General features: G+C 68.8%; 21 protein-coding genes and 1 pseudogene. 10 read left to right on the forward strand and 12 right to left on the reverse strand.

The genetic code is table 11. The annotated features are described in order from the left end of the window. The 6 genes and pseudogenes from EAO77_RS05910 to EAO77_RS05935 all read right to left on the reverse strand — a co-directional run. Positions 1 to 214 (reverse strand): annotated as a pseudogene (locus tag EAO77_RS05910) (hypothetical protein); the annotation flags it as partial. A 221-nt stretch (positions 215 to 435) separates the two neighbouring features. Next, entirely contained in the window at positions 436 to 1383 is a 948-nt protein-coding gene (gene rlmB, locus EAO77_RS05915) for a 23S rRNA (guanosine(2251)-2'-O)-methyltransferase RlmB (protein WP_147987027.1), read from the reverse strand. Positions 1384 to 1508: 125 nt separating this feature from the next. Then, positions 1509 to 2909 carry a cysteine--tRNA ligase gene (gene cysS, locus EAO77_RS05920; protein WP_147987028.1) on the reverse strand — a complete coding sequence of 467 codons (1401 nt, stop codon included), beginning with the start codon at positions 2907 to 2909 and terminating at the stop codon, positions 1509 to 1511. Between the two features lie 104 nt (positions 2910 to 3013). Next, positions 3014 to 3511: a 2-C-methyl-D-erythritol 2,4-cyclodiphosphate synthase gene (gene ispF / locus EAO77_RS05925; protein WP_147987029.1), complete on the reverse strand. Its 498-nt coding sequence runs from the start codon at positions 3509 to 3511 to the stop codon at positions 3014 to 3016. After that, the gene (gene ispD / locus EAO77_RS05930; protein WP_147987030.1) at positions 3501 to 4238 is read right to left on the reverse strand and encodes a 2-C-methyl-D-erythritol 4-phosphate cytidylyltransferase; all 738 of its coding nucleotides are present in this window, start codon (positions 4236 to 4238) and stop codon (positions 3501 to 3503) included. The genes ispF and ispD overlap by 11 nt, the downstream gene beginning before the upstream one ends. Positions 4239 to 4568: 330 nt before the next feature. Next, positions 4569 to 5051: a CarD family transcriptional regulator gene (locus EAO77_RS05935; protein WP_003953493.1), complete on the reverse strand. Its 483-nt coding sequence runs from the start codon at positions 5049 to 5051 to the stop codon at positions 4569 to 4571. A 643-nt stretch (positions 5052 to 5694) separates the two neighbouring features. Between EAO77_RS05935 and EAO77_RS05945 the strand changes: the two genes are divergently transcribed. Further along, the gene (locus tag EAO77_RS05945) at positions 5695 to 6366 is read left to right on the forward strand and encodes a DUF461 domain-containing protein (protein ID WP_147987031.1); all 672 of its coding nucleotides are present in this window, start codon (positions 5695 to 5697) and stop codon (positions 6364 to 6366) included. Positions 6367 to 6499: 133 nt separating this feature from the next. Here the strand turns inward: EAO77_RS05945 and EAO77_RS05950 are convergent, their stop codons facing one another. Both EAO77_RS05950 and EAO77_RS05955 read right to left on the reverse strand, forming a co-directional pair. Further along, on the reverse strand, positions 6500 to 7180 hold the full coding sequence (locus tag EAO77_RS05950) for a response regulator transcription factor (protein ID WP_018847140.1): 681 nt from the start codon (positions 7178 to 7180) through the stop codon (positions 6500 to 6502). Continuing rightward, positions 7177 to 8493, reverse strand: coding sequence for a sensor histidine kinase (locus EAO77_RS05955; RefSeq protein ID WP_147987032.1), 1317 nt, complete (start codon positions 8491 to 8493; stop codon positions 7177 to 7179). Before EAO77_RS05955 ends, EAO77_RS05950 begins: the two co-directional genes overlap by 4 nt. A 199-nt stretch (positions 8494 to 8692) precedes the next feature. Between EAO77_RS05955 and phoU the strand changes: the two genes are divergently transcribed. Next, positions 8693 to 9370 (forward strand): phosphate signaling complex protein PhoU, encoded by a 678-nt coding sequence (phoU, locus tag EAO77_RS05960; RefSeq protein WP_147987033.1) that lies wholly within the window; start codon positions 8693 to 8695, stop codon positions 9368 to 9370. Between the two features lie 501 nt (positions 9371 to 9871). On the opposite strand, the gene EAO77_RS05965 is transcribed toward phoU, so the two are convergent. The 3 genes from EAO77_RS05965 to EAO77_RS05970 form a co-directional block, all read right to left on the reverse strand. Further along, a complete protein-coding gene (locus EAO77_RS05965; protein WP_187283128.1) occupies positions 9872 to 10060 on the reverse strand; it encodes a hypothetical protein in 189 nt (62 codons plus the stop codon). Between the two features lie 322 nt (positions 10061 to 10382). Then, positions 10383 to 10559 (reverse strand): hypothetical protein, encoded by a 177-nt coding sequence (locus EAO77_RS38450; protein WP_187283129.1) that lies wholly within the window; start codon positions 10557 to 10559, stop codon positions 10383 to 10385. Positions 10560 to 10728: 169 nt separating this feature from the next. Continuing rightward, positions 10729 to 11484 carry a GntR family transcriptional regulator gene (locus EAO77_RS05970; RefSeq protein WP_147987034.1) on the reverse strand — a complete coding sequence of 252 codons (756 nt, stop codon included), beginning with the start codon at positions 11482 to 11484 and terminating at the stop codon, positions 10729 to 10731. Positions 11485 to 11562: 78 nt separating this feature from the next. Between EAO77_RS05970 and EAO77_RS05975 the strand changes: the two genes are divergently transcribed. From EAO77_RS05975 to EAO77_RS06010, 7 genes are all read left to right on the forward strand, one after another. Then, positions 11563 to 11841, forward strand: a complete 279-nt coding sequence (locus EAO77_RS05975) for a hypothetical protein (RefSeq protein ID WP_147987035.1) — start codon at positions 11563 to 11565, stop codon at positions 11839 to 11841. Positions 11842 to 11964: 123 nt separating this feature from the next. Continuing rightward, positions 11965 to 12165, forward strand: a complete 201-nt coding sequence (locus EAO77_RS39775) for a hypothetical protein (RefSeq protein WP_261993814.1) — start codon at positions 11965 to 11967, stop codon at positions 12163 to 12165. Next, entirely contained in the window at positions 12165 to 12377 is a 213-nt protein-coding gene (locus EAO77_RS05985; protein ID WP_187283130.1) for a hypothetical protein, read from the forward strand. Before EAO77_RS39775 ends, EAO77_RS05985 begins: the two co-directional genes overlap by 1 nt. Beyond that, positions 12374 to 12598: a hypothetical protein gene (locus EAO77_RS05990; protein ID WP_147987037.1), complete on the forward strand. Its 225-nt coding sequence runs from the start codon at positions 12374 to 12376 to the stop codon at positions 12596 to 12598. The genes EAO77_RS05985 and EAO77_RS05990 overlap by 4 nt, the downstream gene beginning before the upstream one ends. Before the next feature lie 8 nt (positions 12599 to 12606). Then, a complete protein-coding gene (locus EAO77_RS05995; protein ID WP_147987038.1) occupies positions 12607 to 13362 on the forward strand; it encodes a GntR family transcriptional regulator in 756 nt (251 codons plus the stop codon). 541 nt (positions 13363 to 13903) lie between these two features. After that, positions 13904 to 14698, forward strand: coding sequence for a TIGR04255 family protein (locus EAO77_RS06005; RefSeq protein ID WP_147987040.1), 795 nt, complete (start codon positions 13904 to 13906; stop codon positions 14696 to 14698). Then, entirely contained in the window at positions 14695 to 15255 is a 561-nt protein-coding gene (locus EAO77_RS06010) for a hypothetical protein (RefSeq protein ID WP_147987041.1), read from the forward strand. The genes EAO77_RS06005 and EAO77_RS06010 overlap by 4 nt, the downstream gene beginning before the upstream one ends. Positions 15256 to 16436: 1181 nt before the next feature. Here the strand turns inward: EAO77_RS06010 and EAO77_RS06015 are convergent. Next, positions 16437 to 16907 (reverse strand): NUDIX hydrolase, encoded by a 471-nt coding sequence (locus tag EAO77_RS06015; RefSeq protein WP_147987042.1) that lies wholly within the window; start codon positions 16905 to 16907, stop codon positions 16437 to 16439. 18 nt (positions 16908 to 16925) lie between these two features. Between EAO77_RS06015 and EAO77_RS06020 the strand changes: the two genes are divergently transcribed. After that, the gene (locus EAO77_RS06020) at positions 16926 to 17705 is read left to right on the forward strand and encodes a GntR family transcriptional regulator (protein WP_147987043.1); all 780 of its coding nucleotides are present in this window, start codon (positions 16926 to 16928) and stop codon (positions 17703 to 17705) included. Positions 17706 to 17771: the final 66 nt, after the last annotated feature.

The following is a 17771-nucleotide window of genomic DNA, read 5'->3' on the forward strand; positions in this document are numbered from 1 at the left end:
CCGCGCCGGGCACTCCCGCGCCGCCGGCCGCGCCGAAGGGGGCGAGCCGCGCGGAGTCCGCCAGGTCGCGCGCGGGGCGCGCGCTCTGCCCGAGCTGCACCCGGAAGCTGGCGTGGTTGACGATGACCTGCGCGGGATCGCAGTGCACCTTGACCATGCTCAGCGCAGGCTGATCGTCGAACCCGGACCGGGGTGTTCTGGTGTCCACACTCATCTAACCGAGTGATGCGGGTTTAGGGCACGGCCCCGGGACGCTCTACGTGTCCGAGACCCGTCAAGAGCACCTTGTGTGCATTTTTGACCGCCCCGCCCCCGATCCGTACCGCGGGGACACCGTGCCTGTGCGGACCGGAGCGCCGGCCGTCCCGCCCGGGACGCCGCCCACGGCGCACCCGCCCGGCGGCCCCGGCCGGACCGGGGCCGCTCCGGGAGCGGTCAGCGGCGCTTGGCCGCCTCGTACAGCACGACGCCCGCGGCGACACCGGCGTTCAGCGACTCGGCGCCGCCCGGCATCGGGATGCGGACCAGGAAGTCGCACGTCTCGCCGACGAGGCGGGACAGACCCTTGCCCTCGCTGCCGACGACGATGACGACCGGGCCGCCCAGCGCCTCCAGCTCGCCGACCTCCGTGTCACCGTCGGCGGCGAGGCCGACGACCGTGAGACCGGCCTTCTGGTACGACTCCAGCGCACGCGTCAGGTTGGTGGCACGCGCCACCGGCGTCCGCGCGGCGGTGCCCGCGGACGTCTTCCAGGCACCCGCCGTCATCCCGGCGGCCCGGCGCTCGGGCACCACGACGCCGTGTCCGCCGAACGCCGACACCGAACGGACGACCGCACCGAGGTTGCGCGGGTCGGTGACGCCGTCGAGCGCGACGATCAGCGGGTCCTCGCCGTCGTCGAAGGCGGCGGCCGCGAGGTCCTCGGGGTGGGCGTACTCGTACGGCGGGACCTGGAGGACCAGACCCTGGTGGTTCAACCCGTTCGTCATGCGGTCCAGCTCGGGGCGCGGCGCCTCCATGATGTGGATGTTGCCGCGGCCGGTGGCGAGCTGGAGCGCTTCGCGCACCCGCTCGTCGTTGTCGATGAACTGCTGGACGTAGAGGGTGGAGGCGGGCACGCCGTCGCGCAGTGCCTCGAAGACCGGGTTGCGGCCGACGACCATCTCCGAGGTGCCCTTGCCGCCGCGGCGGGCGACCGGGCGGCGCTGGGCCTGCTTGGTCCTGGCGTTGGCGATGCGGTTCTTGACGTGTCCCTTGCGCGCGGAGGCGGGCGGCGTCGGGCCCTTGCCCTCCAGGCTGCGGCGCCGCTTGCCACCGCTGCCGACCGTCGCGCCCTTCTTGTTGGACGTGCGGCGGTTCCTGCGCTGGCTGTTCCCGGCCATGACCTACCTGTTCCTGTAAAGCTCGCTCAGACGAAAAAACGAGTCTGCGTCTGCGTGTGTCTGCGTATGTGTCTACGTAAGGAAGTGTGCCGCCCGGAGCTCCGGGCGGCACATCGCCTGCGGCCTCAGCGGGGCCCGAGGGTCCACCGGGGCCCGTCGGGGCTGTCCTCGATGACGAGGCCGGACTGGTTGAGCTGGTCGCGGATGGCGTCGGCGGTCGCCCAGTCCTTGCGGCCGCGGGCGGCCTCGCGCTGGTGGAGGACCATCTGCACCAGGGTGTCGACGACACCGTAGAGGTCGTCCCCGCGCTCGCCGGCGCCGCCGCCCCACCGCTCGTCGAGCGGATCGAGGCCGAGCACGCCCAGCATGGCGCGGACCTCGGCGAGACGGGCGACGGCGGCTTCCTTGTCGTCGGCCGCGAGCGCCGAGTTGCCCTGGCGGACGGTGGTGTGGACGACCGCGAGCGCCTGCGGCACCCCGAGGTCGTCGTCCATCGCCTCGGCGAACGCCGGCGGCACCTCGTCGGCGGGCGCCACGACGCCGCCGGCCTTCTCCATCACGCGCTGCACGAAGCCCTCGATCCGCGCGAACGCGGACTCGGCCTCGCGCAGGGCCTCCTCGCTGTACTCGATCATCGAGCGGTAGTGCGGGGTGCCGAGGTAGTAACGCAGCACGATGGGACGCCAGTTCCTGACCATCTCGCTCACGAGGACCGAGTTGCCCAGCGACTTGGACATCTTCTCGCCGCTCATGGTGACCCAGGCGTTGTGCACCCAGTACGTGGCGAAGGCGTCGCCGAACGCCTTGGCCTGGGCGATCTCGTTCTCGTGGTGCGGGAAGATCAGATCGAGCCCGCCGCCGTGGATGTCGAAGGCGGAACCGAGGTACTTGTGGGCCATCGCCGAGCACTCCAGGTGCCAGCCGGGCCGTCCGCGTCCCCACGGCGTCTCCCAGTCGGGCTCGCCCGGCTTGGTCGCCTTCCACATGGCGAAGTCGCGGGGGTCGCGCTTGCCGGAGACGCCCTCGTCGGGCTGGCGCAGATCGTCGATGTCCTGGTTGGACAGCTCCAGGTAGCCGGGGAACGAGCGCACGTCGAAGTAGACGCTGCCGTCCGACTCGTAGGCGTGGCCGCGCTCGATCAGGCCCCGCATCATCTCGATCATCTCGGGGACGTGCCCGGTGGCACGCGGCTCGTAGGTCGGCGGCAGGCAGCCGAGGGCCTCGTAGCCGCTGTTGAACGCGCGCTCGTTCTCGTAGCCGATCGACCACCAGGGGCGGTTCTGCTCGTCCGACTTCTTGATGATCTTGTCGTCGATGTCGGTGACGTTCCGCACGAAGGTCACGTCGTAGCCGCGGTACTCGAACCAGCGGCGCATGATGTCGAAGTTCAGCCCCGACCTGATGTGCCCGATGTGCGGGGCCGCCTGCACGGTGGCGCCACACAGGTAGATCGAGACACAACCCGGCACGAGAGGGGTGAAGTCACGGATCTGCCGGGCGCTGGTGTCGTACAGGCGAATGGTCACGCAACCAGGGTAGTGGGCGAAGGGCAGTGCCCCACGCCCCCCGGGCACACTCAGGGGGCGGTCTTCCGCACCGCCCCCGGCCCCGCCCGCCCCCCTGTGCCGGATCAGGCCGTCCGCACCACGAGGGCGGTCGCGACGGCGGCCAGACCCTCGGCCCGTCCGGTCAGGCCGAGGCCGTCCGTCGTGGTGCCGGACACCGAGACCGGGGCTCCGGCCGCGGCCGACAGCGCCTTCTGCGCCTCGTCCCGCCGCTTGCCGATCTTGGGCCGGACGCCGATCACCTGAACGGAGACGTTGCCGATCTCGAACCCCTCCGCCCGCACGATCCGCGCGGCCTCCGCGAGGAGGGTGACGCCGGAGGCGCCGGACCACTCGGGACGGGAGGTCCCGAAGTGGGCTCCGAGGTCGCCGAGCCCGGCGGCGGAGAAGAGGGCGTCGCAGGCGGCGTGGGCGGCCACGTCGCCGTCGGAGTGCCCGGCGAGGCCGTAGCCGTCGGCGTCCTCCCACAGCAGACCGGCGCACCACAGCTCACGGCCCTGTTCGAAGGCGTGCACATCGGTGCCGATCCCCACCAGGGGGAGAAGCGGGCGGTCAGAAGCCATCGTTGGCCCTCCTGCGGGCGAGTACGGCCTCGGCGAGGACGAGGTCGAGCGGACGGGTCACCTTGAAGGCCTCCTCGTGCCCGGGCACCACGACCACCTTCCGGCCGAGCCGCTCGACCATGCTCGCGTCGTCGGTGACCTCACCGGTGACGGTCCGGTGGGCGTCCGCGAGGGTCTCGTGGGCGAAGCCCTGGGGCGTCTGCACGGCACGCAGCCGTGCCCGCTCCGGGGTGGCGACGACGGGCTCGGGCTCGCCGGCCGGGGCCGGTCCGACCTCCTTGACGGTGTCCGCGAGCGGCAGCGCCGGCACGACGGCGGTGGCTCCCTCGCGCACCGCGTCGATCACGGCGTCCACCGTCTCGACGGGGACGAGCGGACGGGCCGCGTCGTGGACGAGGACGATGTCGATGCCCTCGGGGAGCGCGTCGAGCCCGAGGCGTACGGACTCCTGGCGGCTCTCCCCGCCGGGGACGACGAGGTAGTCGGTCCGCTCGGGGAGGGTGTGGTCGTCGAGGAGGCGTCTGACGTCGGGGGCGCCCTCGGGGGGAGCCACGACGACGACGAGGGAGACGGCGCGCGAGGCGGCCATCGCGCGGACCGCGTGGACGAGCATCGGCGTGCCGTTCAGCGTGCGGAGCGCCTTGGGGGCGCCCGGTCCGAGGCGCACGCCCCGGCCGGCGGCCGGGATCACAGCGGCGGTGCGACGAGGACGCGGTTGGTCGGACATCGGTTGCACTCCGGAGGTTTGTTTCCTGAGTCGACGTGGGTATGGCCTGGTCGTGCCCCCGGCCGACAGGTCGGGGGAGTGCCGGGCGCGTCGCCTTGACCGGACCCTTCCGTGACCACTGGTCTGCGCCAGCCGCCCGGGCCCGGCACATCACAGCATCACGTCGGTGACAGACGTCGGCACCGGTCGTGCGAGTTGCCGGCCCCCACGCGGGATCGGGGAACGGACCGCACAGGGAGCGGACGGGCAGAGGGCGAACATGCCGCAGCGCCCGGCGACAGGCTGGAGACTTCCCAGCATGTCAGCGGGCACCGCGGCATCAATCGTGCGTCAGGACGCGAGAACCTCGTCGAGCAGGGCCTCGGCCTTGTCCTCGTTGGTGTTCTCCGCGAGCGCGAGCTCGCTCACCAGAATCTGGCGCGCCTTTGCGAGCATCCGCTTCTCACCTGCGGACAGCCCTCGCTCGCGCTCCCGACGCCACAGGTCACGCACCACTTCGGCGACCTTGATGACATCGCCGGAGGCGAGCTTCTCGAGATTTGCCTTGTACCGACGGGACCAGTTCGTCGGCTCCTCGGCATAGGGTGCACGCAGCACCTCGAAGACCCGGTCCAGCCCATCCTGGCCGACCACATCGCGAACGCCGACGAACTCCGCATTGTCAGCAGGGACGCGAACCGTCAGGTCGCCCTGAGCGACCTTGAGCACCAAGTAGGTCTTGTCCACGCCTTTGATCTGGCGAGTTTCGATGGCCTCGATCAGCGCGGCCCCGTGATGGGGATAGACCACGGTGTCGCCAACCTTGAACGTCATGTGACAGGTACCCCTTCCGTGGCTATCCAGGGTAACACGAGAACAGCGTGTTCTGAATGGCGTTTTCGCAGGTCAGGGCATATCTCAGGGCTTGACAACACGGACAGGAACGTGCTGCGGACGACGAGCGGAAGGGGGTATTCGCAGGTCGGAGCGGCTGCGCGGGCGCACGGAAACTCCCGTGTCACACCTCGCACTACCCTCCCCCGACGGGGCGAAAGTCCCGTTTTGTCCGGGTGGGGAGCGATCACTTTCCGTACTCCGTTCGGGGATCGCTCACCCGTACGGAGTGACGCCGCGCCGATTCATGAATTGATCACTAATGATCACGCCGCCGTCTCGTCCGCGCTTTTCCGGGAAAGCCCGAGCGCGCGAGAGAATTGATCACTCACGTTATGTGAACAGCATGTGTACTGCTCCTGCCCGAGGTCTTCGCACACGTCCGCGCCACTCCCCGGCGCCGGCGTCCGAAAACCGCCGCCCGCCACGGCGGACCGCGAGCCCGCCGCCGCGTGACGCCAAAGGGCGGGTCGGGTGCGGGGGGTGACGGGCCGCTCGGTAACCTAAGCGCGAGCTGACGCCCAGCCCGGTGACAGCCGTTCCACAGTCCGTACGTCCGCTCGTCCAAGGAGATGCCGCCGCCGTGAGCAGCAGCCTTCGTCGCGGTGCCCTCACCGGCGCTGCCGTCGTCTTCTCGATCGCCTCGCTCTCCGCCTGCGGTGCGGGCAACGACGCGCAGACCCTGGGCGTCCGCCCGGACAACGCCGCGACCGCCGTCGACAGCCTCAAGCTGCAGAACGGCACCGTCATCACCCAGCCCGAGCCCGACGCCGAAGGCCCGGCCGTCGTGTCCGTCACCGTCTTCAACGACGGCACCAAGGACCAGACGCTGGAGTCGATCACCCTCCCCGGCTCGGACGCGAAGGTCGAGCTCAAGCCGGCCGAGGGCTCCGGTCCGCTGACCGTCCCCGCCGGCGGCCGCGTGATCATCGGCGGCAAGGGCAACGCCTCCGCCGTGATCGCCGACGGCCGCGAGGCCGTGGAGGACGGCCGCACGCAGGAGGTCGTCTTCACCTTCAGCGAGACCGGCGACGTCAAGCTCCTGGCCTTCGTCGTCCCGGCGAGCGGCTTCTTCTCCGGCTTCGGTCCCAGCAGCGTGCCCAGCCCGCCGGCCGCCAAGCCGTCGCCGTCCGCCTCCGGGTCGCCGGACGCCTCCCCCTCCGGGTCTCCGTCGGGCTCCGCCTCCGGTGAGGCCGAGGGCGAAGCGGGCGCCGAGGGCGACGCGGCCTCGGCCTCGCACGAGGCCGGTCACTGACCCGGCTCCGCCACAGACGGCCCGAGGGGGCGTCCACCACGACGGTGGACGCCCCCTCGGCGTATCCGGGGGCCCTGGGCCGGAGAAGTCCCGGAACCCCCAGAGGGCCCCGGGCCGTGCCGGGCCGTGCGGCCTACGGCTCGAACTTGTAGCCCAGGCCGCGCACCGTCACCAGGTACCGCGGCGCGCCCGGGTCCGGCTCGATCTTGGCGCGCAGGCGCTTGACGTGGACGTCAAGGGTCTTGGTGTCGCCGACGTAGTCCGCGCCCCAGACCCGGTCGATCAGCTGCATACGGGTCAGCACCCGGCCCGCGTTGCGCAGCAGCATCTCCAGCAGGTCGAACTCCTTCAGCGGCAGGTCGACCTTGCCGCCGGAGACGGTGACCACGTGGCGGTCGACGTCCATCCGCACCGGGCCGGCCTCCAGGGCCGCCGGCGTGACCTCCTCGGGCTCCCCACGGCGGCGCAGCACCGCGCGGATACGGGCGACCAGCTCCCGCGAGGAGAAGGGCTTGGTGACGTAGTCGTCGGCTCCTATTTCCAGGCCGACGACCTTGTCGATCTCGCTGTCCTTGGCCGTCACCATGATGACCGGCACGTTCGACCGGCCGCGGAGCTGGCGGCAGACCTCGGTGCCCGGCAGGCCGGGGAGCATCAGATCGAGCAGGACGAGGTCGGCGCCGTTGCGCTCGAATTCGTCGAGCCCCTCGGGCCCCGTGGTCGCCACCGCGACCTCGAAGCCCTCCTTGCGGAGCATGTAGGACAGAGCGTCGCTGAAGGATTCCTCATCCTCGACGACGAGCACTCGGGTCACGGAAGGACCTCCGGGGCTGGAATTTCGCTGTTCGGATCGGTGTCGTAGAGCCGGTCGTCGTCCTTGACGACTCGATCGCGGCCTGAGTGGTCCCGGGCGGCCGCCTCGGGCAGCCGCAGGGTGAAGGTGGAGCCCTGTCCCTCGGAGCTCCACACCGTGACCTCCCCGCCGTGCGAGGCGGCCACGTGCTTGACGATGGCGAGGCCCAGGCCGGTGCCACCGGTGGCGCGGGAGCGGGCGGGGTCGACGCGGTAGAACCGCTCGAAGATCCGCTCCCGGTCCTTCTCGGAGATGCCGATGCCCTGGTCGGTGACGGCGATCTCGATCAGCCCCGGTCCCGACCCCGGTGAGATGCCGGCGGTCCCGGGCCCGGCGACGCGGCGCGCGGAGATGCCGACCCGGGTGCGGGCCGGTGAGTAGTTGACGGCGTTCTCGACGAGGTTGCCGAGCGCCGCGGCGAGCTGGCCGCGGTTCCCCCAGATCCGCAGGTCGGCGGCGGCGCCGCCCTCGCGTCGCCCGCCACCGGTGTCGGGCGTCCACATGTTCGACGCCATGGTGATCTGCTTGGTCGACGCGGTGTGCCGGGAGCGGTCGATGGCCTCGGCCACCAGTTCGTCCACCCGCACGGGCTCGGAGTCCTCCAGCGGGTCGTCGTTCTGGACCCGGGAGAGGTCGATGAGCTCCTGCACGAGGTTGGTGAGCCGGGTCGCCTCGATCTGCATCCGGCCCGCGAAGCGGGTGACCGCCTCGGGGTCGTCCGAGGCGTCCATGACCGCCTCCGAGAGCAGGGAGAGCGCCCCGACGGGGGTCTTGAGCTCATGGCTGACGTTGGCGACGAAGTCGCGGCGCACCGCCTCTATCCGGCGCGCCTCGGTGAGGTCCTCCACCAGGAGCAGCACGAGGCGTGAGCCGAGGGGCGCCACCCGGGCGGAGACGGCCAGCGCCTCGCCGCGGCCGGTGCCGCGCCGGGGCAGGTCGAGTTCGACCTGCCGTATCTCGCCGTCCCTCCGGGTGTCACGGGCCATGTGCAGCATGGGTTCGACGGCGAGCTTCCCGCCGCGGACCAGGCCGAGGGCGTACGCCGCGGAGCTGGCCTTGACGACCGAGTCGGACTCGTCGAGGACGACCGCGGAGGAGCGGAGCACGGACAGGACCGTGTCGACGCCGGGCGGGAGCACGGCGTCCGTGTGGAGGGAGGTGCGGGTGGGGCGTTTCTGTTCGCGCTCGCTCCAGCGGAACGCCAGCACCGCGATGACACCGGTGCACAGACCGGCAATCGCTGCTGCTGCGGCGACCGCCGCGTTCACGTCCATGCTCACCAGGTTATGCGGGGTGCCGGGCGGTCTCCCAGCCAAACGGGTGGCACCTCGAACAGTCGTCGCTCAGAGTTCACCGAGGGGAAAGTGCTGGTTCATTTGAGCGGGAGGGTCCGGACCACTGCGGGCTCGAACGTGGGAGCGTGGGGGTTCGGAGCCCCATCCGGACCCCGGTCGCACAAGAGAGGGACACCCCATGCGGGACGCGTACCACGAGGAACTGGACTCCATCGGCGAGGGCCTGGTCGAGATGGCCCGGCTGGTCGGGTCGGCGATCGGGCGCGCCACCACGGCCATGCTCGACGCCGACCTCAAGCTGGCGGAGAACGTGATCGCCGGCGACCAGAAGGTCGACGACCTCCAGCACGACCTGGAGGCACGGGCGATCGCGCTGCTGGCCCGGCAGCAGCCGGTCGCCACGGATCTGCGGATCGTGGTGACCTCGCTGCGGATGAGCGCCGATCTGGAGCGCTCGGGCGACCTGGCCCAGCACGTCGCCAAGCTGGCACGGCTGCGCTTCCCCGACCGTGCGGTGCCCAACGACCTGCACGCCACGATTCTCCAGATGGGCCAGCTCGCCCAGCGCCTGATGGCGAAGGCGGCGGAGGTCATCATCACCAAGGACGTCGACCTGGCGCTCCAGCTGGAGCAGGACGACGACGAGATGGACCTGCTGCACCGCACGCTCTTCCAGCACCTGATGGACGACCGCTGGAAGCACGGCATCGAGACGGCCGTGGACGTGACCCTGCTCGGCCGCTACTACGAGCGCTTCGCGGACCATGCGGTCTCGGTCGCCAAGCGGGTCGTCTACCTGGTCACCGGTGAGCACGCGGACGAGCTCCAGCAGCCGACGCAGGTCGAGGGCGCGTAGCGCGCCGACAGGGCGCGTTCCGCACCACCGCGGGCCCCGGGAGGGCGCATTGCGGCACTGACGGCGCGTTCGGGGGCGCTTGCGCGGGTGCGCCGTCCATGCGCCGTTGATGCGGGCGACCGGCCGGGCATGCAATGGGCGAAGGCGGCAATCCGCACGCCGGTGATACGCGCACGCCCGGGGGCGTGCGCCCGTCAGGAGGCACCTCATGGCCGATACCCCCATGCCCGACTCCCCGCAGGAAGCGAGCCCGGTCGGCGTGGACTTCCTCCCCCTTCTCGGCGCCTGCGGATGCGGCTCGGGCTGCGGCTGCGGCTGCCAGTCGGGCTCTCCGTGCCAGTGCGGCGGCTGCTGCGGCTGACCACACAGGGAAGGGCCCCGTCCGCTGTCCGGACGGGGCCCTTCCCTGTGCGCGCGCCTGCGCGTCTCACGGCGCCCGGCGCCCGGCGGTCGTACCGCCGGCGCACCCGGCCCACCCGTGCGTGCCCACGCCACGCCGGCTCAGCGCCCGGCCGCGCGGTACCGCTTCAGCAGCACCGTGATGCGCGCCTGGTCGGCGGCGCCGTTCAGTTCCGTCAGCAGATCGTCGGGACACAGCTCGTAGTGGTCCCCCCACCACGTGCGTCCCCTGGTGTCCCAGATCCGGTATCCACCGGGCACGCCTCTGGCCACGGAGCGCCGTCTGGCCATGACACCCCTCCCCCAGGTCCCGGCACGCTACCGCCCGTGCGGGACCGGCGGACAGCGAAAAAGCCCCCGCCCCGCGAGTTCCTCGCAGGTCGGGGGCTTCTTCGTGGCGTCGGGCTACTTCTTGCCCTGGGTCTTGCCGCCTCACTCGTCCACCAGCGGTCGTTGCAGGTCAGAGCAACTGCAGCCCGCTTCGGAGGGATCGTCAGTGGTCGTCGTTGGCCGCTGCGGAGTGCCCTCGGACGGCCCAGGGACGGCCCAGATCCGGGGCGGCTCAGCACCTCCGCGATGGCAACCGCTGGGAGCTCGGCAGCCACTCGCTTCGCTAGCGCTTCTTCCGCAGCTTGCGCATCTTGGCTTCGGCTTCCTTCTTCTTGCGCTGCTCCACTCCGTACGAGGACCACGGCCCTTGGTGCCTGGCACAGCGTGAGCTGTTCATGATCGCCTTGTTCCGGCAGCGCGTCCCGGACTGCGTCAGAGCGCCGCACTTCGACTGAACCATCCCGCCCCCTCCGTCGGTCATCGGCATCCCTCAAAGGTTCGCGATGCGGAGGGAGGCGCGGGTAGGGCGTACAGCGGCACAACACCGCGAACGGCTGGAGGGAGCGCCATCAGAAGCCGACAAGGTAGGAGCGTTGCCCGGATGTTCAAGGGCGCCCCCTTGCGCGGCGTCAACGGCTAACCGGCACCTCGTACACGATCTCGCACAGCGCGGCGGGAACGACGATGTCCGCCGTCTCGACGGGCCGTCCGTCGTCGCTGTAGTAGGTCCGCCGGATGTGGGTGACGAGTGCGGCCTTCTGGATTCCGAGCAGCGTCGCTTCGTCGGCGGTCGCCTGCCTGGGCTCCGGCTGCTCGACGGCGTGGCTGACGGTGATGCCGATCTCGGCCATGCGGTTCACGACGCCAGCGCCAGCATGCGGCCCGCCCTCGGGAAGGACTACGAGCGTTCCGCCGGTGAGGTCGTAGGGCTCCCAGCTCGTCGACAGCTGCACCGGGCGTCCGTCGGCGAGGAACTCGTACGTCGTCCGCACGCACAGCTCGCCCTCGGCGATCCCGAGCCGTGCCGCGATCTCCGCCGGCGCGGGCACCTTTGCATCGGTCCGGCTCTCCCAGCCCCCGGCCCGCCCGACAGCCTTCATGTCGGCACGGAACGGCGACCTGTCGGGCTGCTCCCGCGCCGACGAACGCACCATCCGCACCCGCTGCCTGGGCTCGGCCACGTACGTGCCTGACCCGGCACGGCCCTCCAGCACTCCCTGGGAGATCAGCAACTCCTGAGCGCGGCGGACCACGTTGTCGCCCACGCCGTACTCCTGGCCGATCCGGGCGCGTGAGGGCAGGCGGTCACCCGGCTCCCACACATGTTCCGCGATGCGCTGCCGAAGTTCGTCGGCGATGCGCAGGTATGGCGGCTGCTCAGGCATATGGAAAATCTAGTCCACTAGCTCTAATCTAGTTAACTAGCTTCACCCAAAGTGATCGTCGGTGACGGAGGCTGCCCTGTGCCCGCTTCGGGATCGACCGCGGCGGCCCTCGCCGTCCGGCTGTCCGCCCTCGGGCTCTCCACCCGCGTGGAAGAGCACGCCCGTCACACGACGGTCGTGGCGGAAGTACCGGACGCGCTCTCCGCCGAGTCATGGCGGGAGGTCCTGGGAGCGGTTGCTGAGGCCGACCGCTTCGGCCTCCTCGCCACCAGCCAGCACGGCCGCACCCTCTGGGCCGTCTTACGCAAATCGGTCCCCACGACGGGCGATGTCGGGGGACCGGGCCATCAGCGATAGGAGCTGACCAGCATGCTCAACCGTATTCGCCGCGCCCTCGCCCACGCGAGAGCGCGAGGCGCACACCAGGGCAGGCACCGCCGTCCGTTAGCCCCCTCCCGCTCCTCAGCCGACTCGCTGCCCATGGCGCAGGCCGACGGTCCGGCCCCGCACCTCCCTCACCCGCGTCATGCCGATCACACCGGCCTGATCACGGGCGAGGAGACGGCGCTCGTCCGCCCGTACGTCCTGGCATGGGAGAAGCGCACCCGCCTCCGTCCCACTGTCGTCGCGCCCCACGTCCCGGCCTCGGCCACCTGGTCGGCACTCGCGGGAGCACGCTGATGACCTCCCTGCCTCCTTCTCGACGGCTCGGGGTCACGCGCTTCTCCATGGCCCTCTACCGCTCGCCGTCCTGCCGGATCGGCACCCACCTCACCTGCACGACATCCTCCGCAGCCGTCGCCCTGTCCGACCTCCCGGTCGTCTTCGAGACCTGCTCCTGCGCCTGCCACTCCGCCGTCGGCCGGTCGGTACCGACAGAGGAGGGGCAATGAGGGAACGGGTACCGACCCCTGGGATGGCCTCGACCGTCGAGATCACATCGGCCACTGTGCAACGCGGCGACATCCTCCACATCGGCGGCCTCGTCTGCCGGGTGCAGGACCTCTTCCAACTACCTCATGGCGCCAAGCAGCTCCTGTTCGACACAGGGGAACTCCTGACCATCCACGTGCGAACCCACTTCGTCGCCGTACGGATGACGAGAAGGAGGTGATCACCCCCATGCGCGTCTCACGGGCGCACGCCATCGCCGACGACCTCAGGTCGCAGATCACCACCGGGCAGCTTCAAGCCGGCCAACGCCTGCCCGCCGAAACCGAACTGGCCACGCGCTACGGCGTCAGCACGGCGACGCTGCGGAACGCTCTCGGCATCCTTCAGGCAGAGGGCATGGTCGAGAAGATCCACGGGCGGGGGAACTTCGTCCGCCGACCGCTGCGAAGAACCACGTACGTCGGCGGCTGGGGAACGCTGGACCCGCGCACCGCTGCCGACGCGGCCCAGCGCGTCACCATCCGCACCACGAAGACAACCGGCACGACGGAGCACCCGGCCGCGCTACTGGCCCGCCCCGCCGGAACCCCCCTGACGGAGATCCTCTGCATCACCTACGAGGGGGAGGTGCCCCACGGCTTCGCACGCACCTACATCCCCCACGACACGGCGTCGCCACCCGACACACTTGGCCTGGTCGCCGACGACGCCCCACACCAGGGGCCAGCCGGACGCTTCGCCGTCCTGACCCCTCCGCCAGCGGAAGTCCGCGAGATCGTCTGCTCCCGCCTCCCCACCCCGGACGAAGCCTCGACGCTCCACGTCTGCCCCACAACAACGGTCCTCGTCATCACCCGCACTACGACGGACGCAACCGGCCTCATCGTCGAAGCGGCCCAACTGGTCTTCCCCGCCGATCGCGTCAACGCGGTCTTCACCAGCCAGCTCCTGGACAACGCCGACGAGAGGCAGCCCCGACCATGACCGCGCCGGCCCACCTCCGCCTCCTGCCCTGGACGGGCCCTGAGGGCAAGCCCTGCTACCTCAGCACCGACGACCGCCGCAGCTTCATGTCCCGCCTGGCGGACAACATCGAATCCATCCAACTTGGCATCGCGGTCAACCTCCTGGAACAGGCCACAGAGGTCCTGAACGATGCGCATGCAGAACCAGGCGACCTCCATCGACTGGCCCACGAGCTTGCTGGAGCATTGACTGAGATTCTCCGCGTAGCAGTCAGCCGAGGCCACATTCTCGCAACCAACCGACCTGACGGAAGCTGACGCCAGGCCAGCCCATCGCTCCGCACCAGAGCGACCTTCTCAACCCGGCGGGGCGAGAGCTGGAGCAGCAACTCTTCAGCTCTCCCCCGCTTTGCCGTACCAGCGATCACCCGACCGAGTGAACTTTGACGTCATAACGGAGCAAATCGGTTGCACGAGCCTGTTGAGATCGCATCCTGGACACGTAACCATCTGTTCCTCAGGCAAGACTTCCAGGTAGCCTAGACTGAGGGGGAGGTAACATGTCTGGTTCGTTGCGTTTCGAGCGTCCGCCCGTACGTGAAGTGACGCTGGCGCTGATGCTTCAACCCATGCCAAAGCTCCAAACACTTGATCTGGCACCACTTCGCGTTGACTGGCGCCCGAGCTATCCGCTCCTTCAGGAGGTAGCACCGCTACCTCCGTGGGGCCCTGCCGATCGAGACGCTGTCGAGTTTGTTCGCTCCGGCGTCTCCTGGCCTATGGCATTGTGCACCTTCTCAACCGATTCCGGCGATCGAAACATAAGGTTCCAGCAGGATCGGTTTTTGCTGAGCTGGACATTCGGCGACGAAACGCAAGAGTACCCGGGCTTCGGGGCCTTGCGATCGGAACTCCTCGAGAAGTTTTCTCAGTACTCGAAGCTTACGCAAGACGCTTCTGGAGTTGCCCCCATTGTAAAGCGGGCTGACATTCAGTACGTAAACCACCTCCCAGGAGTTTCCGCCCAGAACGCCATGGCGGGCGTGCTCAATGGATGGACGGCGCCCGCTTCCTTCCCCTTCAGAAGCCCGGACTATTGCGGATTCAGGGTGCACTACCACGAATCTGAGTTGAGTCCGCAGGTCGCCGTTCTTGTAGGTGTCGACTCTGCCGGTGAAGAATCACTTGAAGGTGAAATCGTTCAAAGTTCGGCACTCTCACTCGACGCTGAGGCGACTGTCGACGAGAGCGCCAACTATGTGGAAATGCTAGAATTGGCCCACAACGTCCTAACTGATGCATTCCTTGAAGTCACGAGTAACGCAATGCGTGAAGGATGGGGTGAAATCTCTTGACGACATACAGCATCGGACGACAGGAATACTTTGCCTCCGTCGGGAAGCGTGCGGGCATCCGCGAGACTGCTGAACTTTGGCTCATTCGCAGAAACCGGTCTGCAGCGAACTTCAGTGAGCAGCGTCTCGCTGGAGAGCGTGAGGTCGAAGGAAAGCTTGAGGTGCAGAATTACGTTAGCGGAAAGCTTCGCGAGCTAACGACTCTACCTCTGGGATGGGATGGCGCCTCCGGTGGGCCAGTCGCACAAGAAATCGCCGATCAAGCTTACCGCGCAATAGAGCGAATTGCCGATTCTCGAACGATCTACCCCTTCGTGACTCCTGGCGAAGAAGGGTCTATCCTGTTCGAGTGGCGAGCAGGAGTGGAACGGCTGGAAATCGAGTTCATTCCAGATGAAGCACCATACGTATGCTACGTCGACTCTGATGGCTTGATGCGAATTCAGGGGGCTCTGGGTGCGGGAGAGATTGGCTATGGCGAACTGCGGAGAGCTCTCGCCATTTTGTCATCCCGCATCTGGTCGGTGAATCCTGGCTGGAAATCTCTGTTCTCTTAGCCGGGCGTTAGGGGGAAGTTTTGGCCTGGGATGACGCATCAATACCTAACGGGGAATCAATTTACCGACGCATTCCCGATAGGCCGGATTTCTATACTCCCGACTTGGAGACCGGAGAGCGTCGCCCCAGTCGAACCGCCTTTCAGTGGGACTCAGACGGTATTTCCGTGCATAGAAGCTCAGTCCTGAGTGATTGCGGGCTTGGCCCTGAGGCTGTCGTGAAGAAAGAGGGGCAAGAGGTCTTTGGATTCTCCGCCGCAGCCCCTCGCTCGTGTGGCGCTGGCATCGTGAATGATCCAGTTCCCGATGACCCACCCGCTGGCGTGGCACATGCCCTAATTCAGTGTGAGACGAGCAAGCCCGACAGGGCGCGTCGACGGGAGATCGCCGAGACGCTCGCAAGGGCTTCCCGACGCTTATTCCCACCAGCAAGAGGTTCTTGACGATCATAGGGACGGCCGCTGAGTACGAAGGTTGGTGTAGCGGCTTTGGGCGGGAGCTGCCATGGGGCGAGAGATCATGGCCCCGTAAGCTTCCGGCGAGTCGGGCAGTCTGTGGACCTGCCCGTAAAGCACGACGTTGGGGCCATGATCTTCGAGGCTCGCCCCATGGTGGCTGCCTAAAGCCGTGGAACCGACCGCCCCAGCCCCGTCGGGGTTGACCCCATCAAGCCCTCGTCTTGCTGGCGTGCGGCCGGCGGCCGGGCCGGAGCGGGGCGAAGACAGGAGCACGGCCCGAGTCGCCGGGCCGCGCGACGCCGCGCTGTGCGCGGCGGATGCGCCTTGATGAAGTAGAGAAACTCTTACCGCGCCGCGTCCTCAGCTCCGTTGCCGCATTCCGCACGGAACTCGTCCACGAGGCTGAAGAACAGATCCAGAGGCGGGGTGTCTGTCGCTTCTGCCGCTAGTTCGATCTCGCGCGACCAGCCCAAGGAGCTCTCATAGCCCAGGCCGAGGCGCACCCCAAGCCATCTGGTGAACGGTCCCCCGGTTCGAACTCTGTCGTGGATGGCAACCCGTTGATCTCGCACGCAAGCCGGTACCCGTACAGGGTCGAGCTGAGGTGATGGATGCAGCGGTCTCGTACATACATGGATGGCCAGCGACGGACGTCGTCGAGGAAGTCGTTTAGGTGCTTGAGCTCGTGCAGCGGCCTCGGCCTGGGGGTTCCTGAGCTGTCGCTCATGCCGATGCTCCCAACAGGTGCTGCCCGTCGTGGCTCCTGACGTGGGGCCCTGCCCCGTCCAGCGCATCGAGAAGCCGGACCGCGTAGACCTCGGTCATACGCTCTGCGACTTGCTCGGGCGTGAGCCATTCGACCGCGGTCGACTCGTCGCTGGTGCGCTCGATACCGCCGGAGGGCTTGCAGCGGAACACGAGGGCGACGATGCCTCGCGTGGTGTTCTTATAGACGCCGGTCAGCTCGTCGACCTCGACGCGTACGCCGGTCTCCTCCCAGACCTCCCGGACGACACCCTCCTCGGGGGCCTCGGTGAGTTCGAGGACTCCGCCGGGCAGTTCCCATGTCCCGTTGTCCGCGCGGCGGATCGCCAGGAGTCGGCCGTCCTCGCGCACGACTGCCCCCGCGACTGACACGGAGTGCAGTGGCGTTGACGACGTCTCGCGGGCGCTGTTACTCATGTACAGGAGCATAGGAGAGTGAGAAGGACTATGGGAACAGCCTCAGGAGGTGGGAGGGCCGTACCGAGGTACGTCCAGATCGCCGAGGAGATCGTCCAGCAGATCCGGGCCGGGGTGCTCAAGCCCGGTGACCTGGTGCCGAGCGAGTCCGAGTTGGTCGAGCGCTACGGCGTGGCCGGCGGGACGATCCGCAAGGCGATGGTCGAGGTCCGGGCGAGTGGGCTCGTGGAGACCCGGCATGGGAAGGGCTCGATCGTGAAGGACCGGCCGCCGGTGCGGCTGCGCTCCTCCGACCGTTTCCGCGCCTCGCACCGCCGGGGTGGCAAGGCGGCCTACCTTGCCGAGTCGGCCCAGTCCGGCGCGACCGCGAAGGTGAGCGTCCTCTACATCGGCCCGATGGAGGCCCCGGAGGACATCGCGGAACGCCTCGACGTCCCCGCCGGCACTCAGGTCCTCGCGCGCCGGCGCCTCTACTTCCGCAACGGCGTCCCCGTCGAGACCGCCAGTTCCTACCTGCCTTGGGACGTGGTCAAGGACATCCCGCAGCTGTTCTCCGAGAACCCCGGCCCCGGCGGCATCTACGCCCGCCTGGAGGACGACGGCCACGTCTTCGCCGAGTTCGTCGAGACGCTGACAGCTCGCCCGGCCGCCAAGGCAGAGGCCTCCGAACTCGCCCTGAGCCCCGGCGCTCCGGTCATTCACCTGCTGCGGAACGCCGTCACCGAAGCCGGTCGGGTGGTCGAGGTCTGCGACACCCTCATGGCCGCTGACCAGTTCGTCTTCGAGTACCGCATCCCCGCCGCAGACTGACGCAGCCTCAACTCCTCGCAACCCGCCGAGACTTCTTCGCCTCGGCGGGTTGACTCATGTACAGGA

It is taken from the genome of Streptomyces sp. T39 (assembly GCF_008042045.1).
GTDB lineage: Bacteria > Actinomycetota > Actinomycetes > Streptomycetales > Streptomycetaceae > Streptomyces.

Bases quoted from the DNA above. Each gene is read 5' to 3' on its own strand.
- rlmB (WP_147987027.1), bottom strand. From the start codon at position 1,383: ATGGCCGGGAACAGCCAGCGCAGGAACCGCCGCACGTCCAACAAGAAG.
- ispF (WP_147987029.1), bottom strand. From the start codon at position 3,511: ATGGCTTCTGACCGCCCGCTTCTCCCCCTGGTGGGGATCGGCACCGAT.
- ispD (WP_147987030.1), bottom strand. From the start codon at position 4,238: ATGTCCGACCAACCGCGTCCTCGTCGCACCGCCGCTGTGATCCCGGCC.
- EAO77_RS05935 (WP_003953493.1), bottom strand. From the start codon at position 5,051: ATGACGTTCAAGGTTGGCGACACCGTGGTCTATCCCCATCACGGGGCC.
- EAO77_RS05955 (WP_147987032.1), bottom strand. From the start codon at position 8,493: ATGGACGTGAACGCGGCGGTCGCCGCAGCAGCAGCGATTGCCGGTCTG.
- phoU (WP_147987033.1), top strand. From the start codon at position 8,693: ATGCGGGACGCGTACCACGAGGAACTGGACTCCATCGGCGAGGGCCTG.
- EAO77_RS05965 (WP_187283128.1), bottom strand. From the start codon at position 10,060: ATGGCCAGACGGCGCTCCGTGGCCAGAGGCGTGCCCGGTGGATACCGG.
- EAO77_RS38450 (WP_187283129.1), bottom strand. From the start codon at position 10,559: ATGGTTCAGTCGAAGTGCGGCGCTCTGACGCAGTCCGGGACGCGCTGC.
- EAO77_RS05970 (WP_147987034.1), bottom strand. From the start codon at position 11,484: ATGCCTGAGCAGCCGCCATACCTGCGCATCGCCGACGAACTTCGGCAG.
- EAO77_RS39775 (WP_261993814.1), top strand. From the start codon at position 11,965: ATGGCGCAGGCCGACGGTCCGGCCCCGCACCTCCCTCACCCGCGTCAT.
- EAO77_RS05985 (WP_187283130.1), top strand. From the start codon at position 12,165: ATGACCTCCCTGCCTCCTTCTCGACGGCTCGGGGTCACGCGCTTCTCC.
- EAO77_RS05990 (WP_147987037.1), top strand. From the start codon at position 12,374: ATGAGGGAACGGGTACCGACCCCTGGGATGGCCTCGACCGTCGAGATC.
- EAO77_RS05995 (WP_147987038.1), top strand. From the start codon at position 12,607: ATGCGCGTCTCACGGGCGCACGCCATCGCCGACGACCTCAGGTCGCAG.
- EAO77_RS06005 (WP_147987040.1), top strand. From the start codon at position 13,904: ATGTCTGGTTCGTTGCGTTTCGAGCGTCCGCCCGTACGTGAAGTGACG.
- EAO77_RS06015 (WP_147987042.1), bottom strand. From the start codon at position 16,907: ATGCTCCTGTACATGAGTAACAGCGCCCGCGAGACGTCGTCAACGCCA.
- EAO77_RS06020 (WP_147987043.1), top strand. From the start codon at position 16,926: ATGGGAACAGCCTCAGGAGGTGGGAGGGCCGTACCGAGGTACGTCCAG.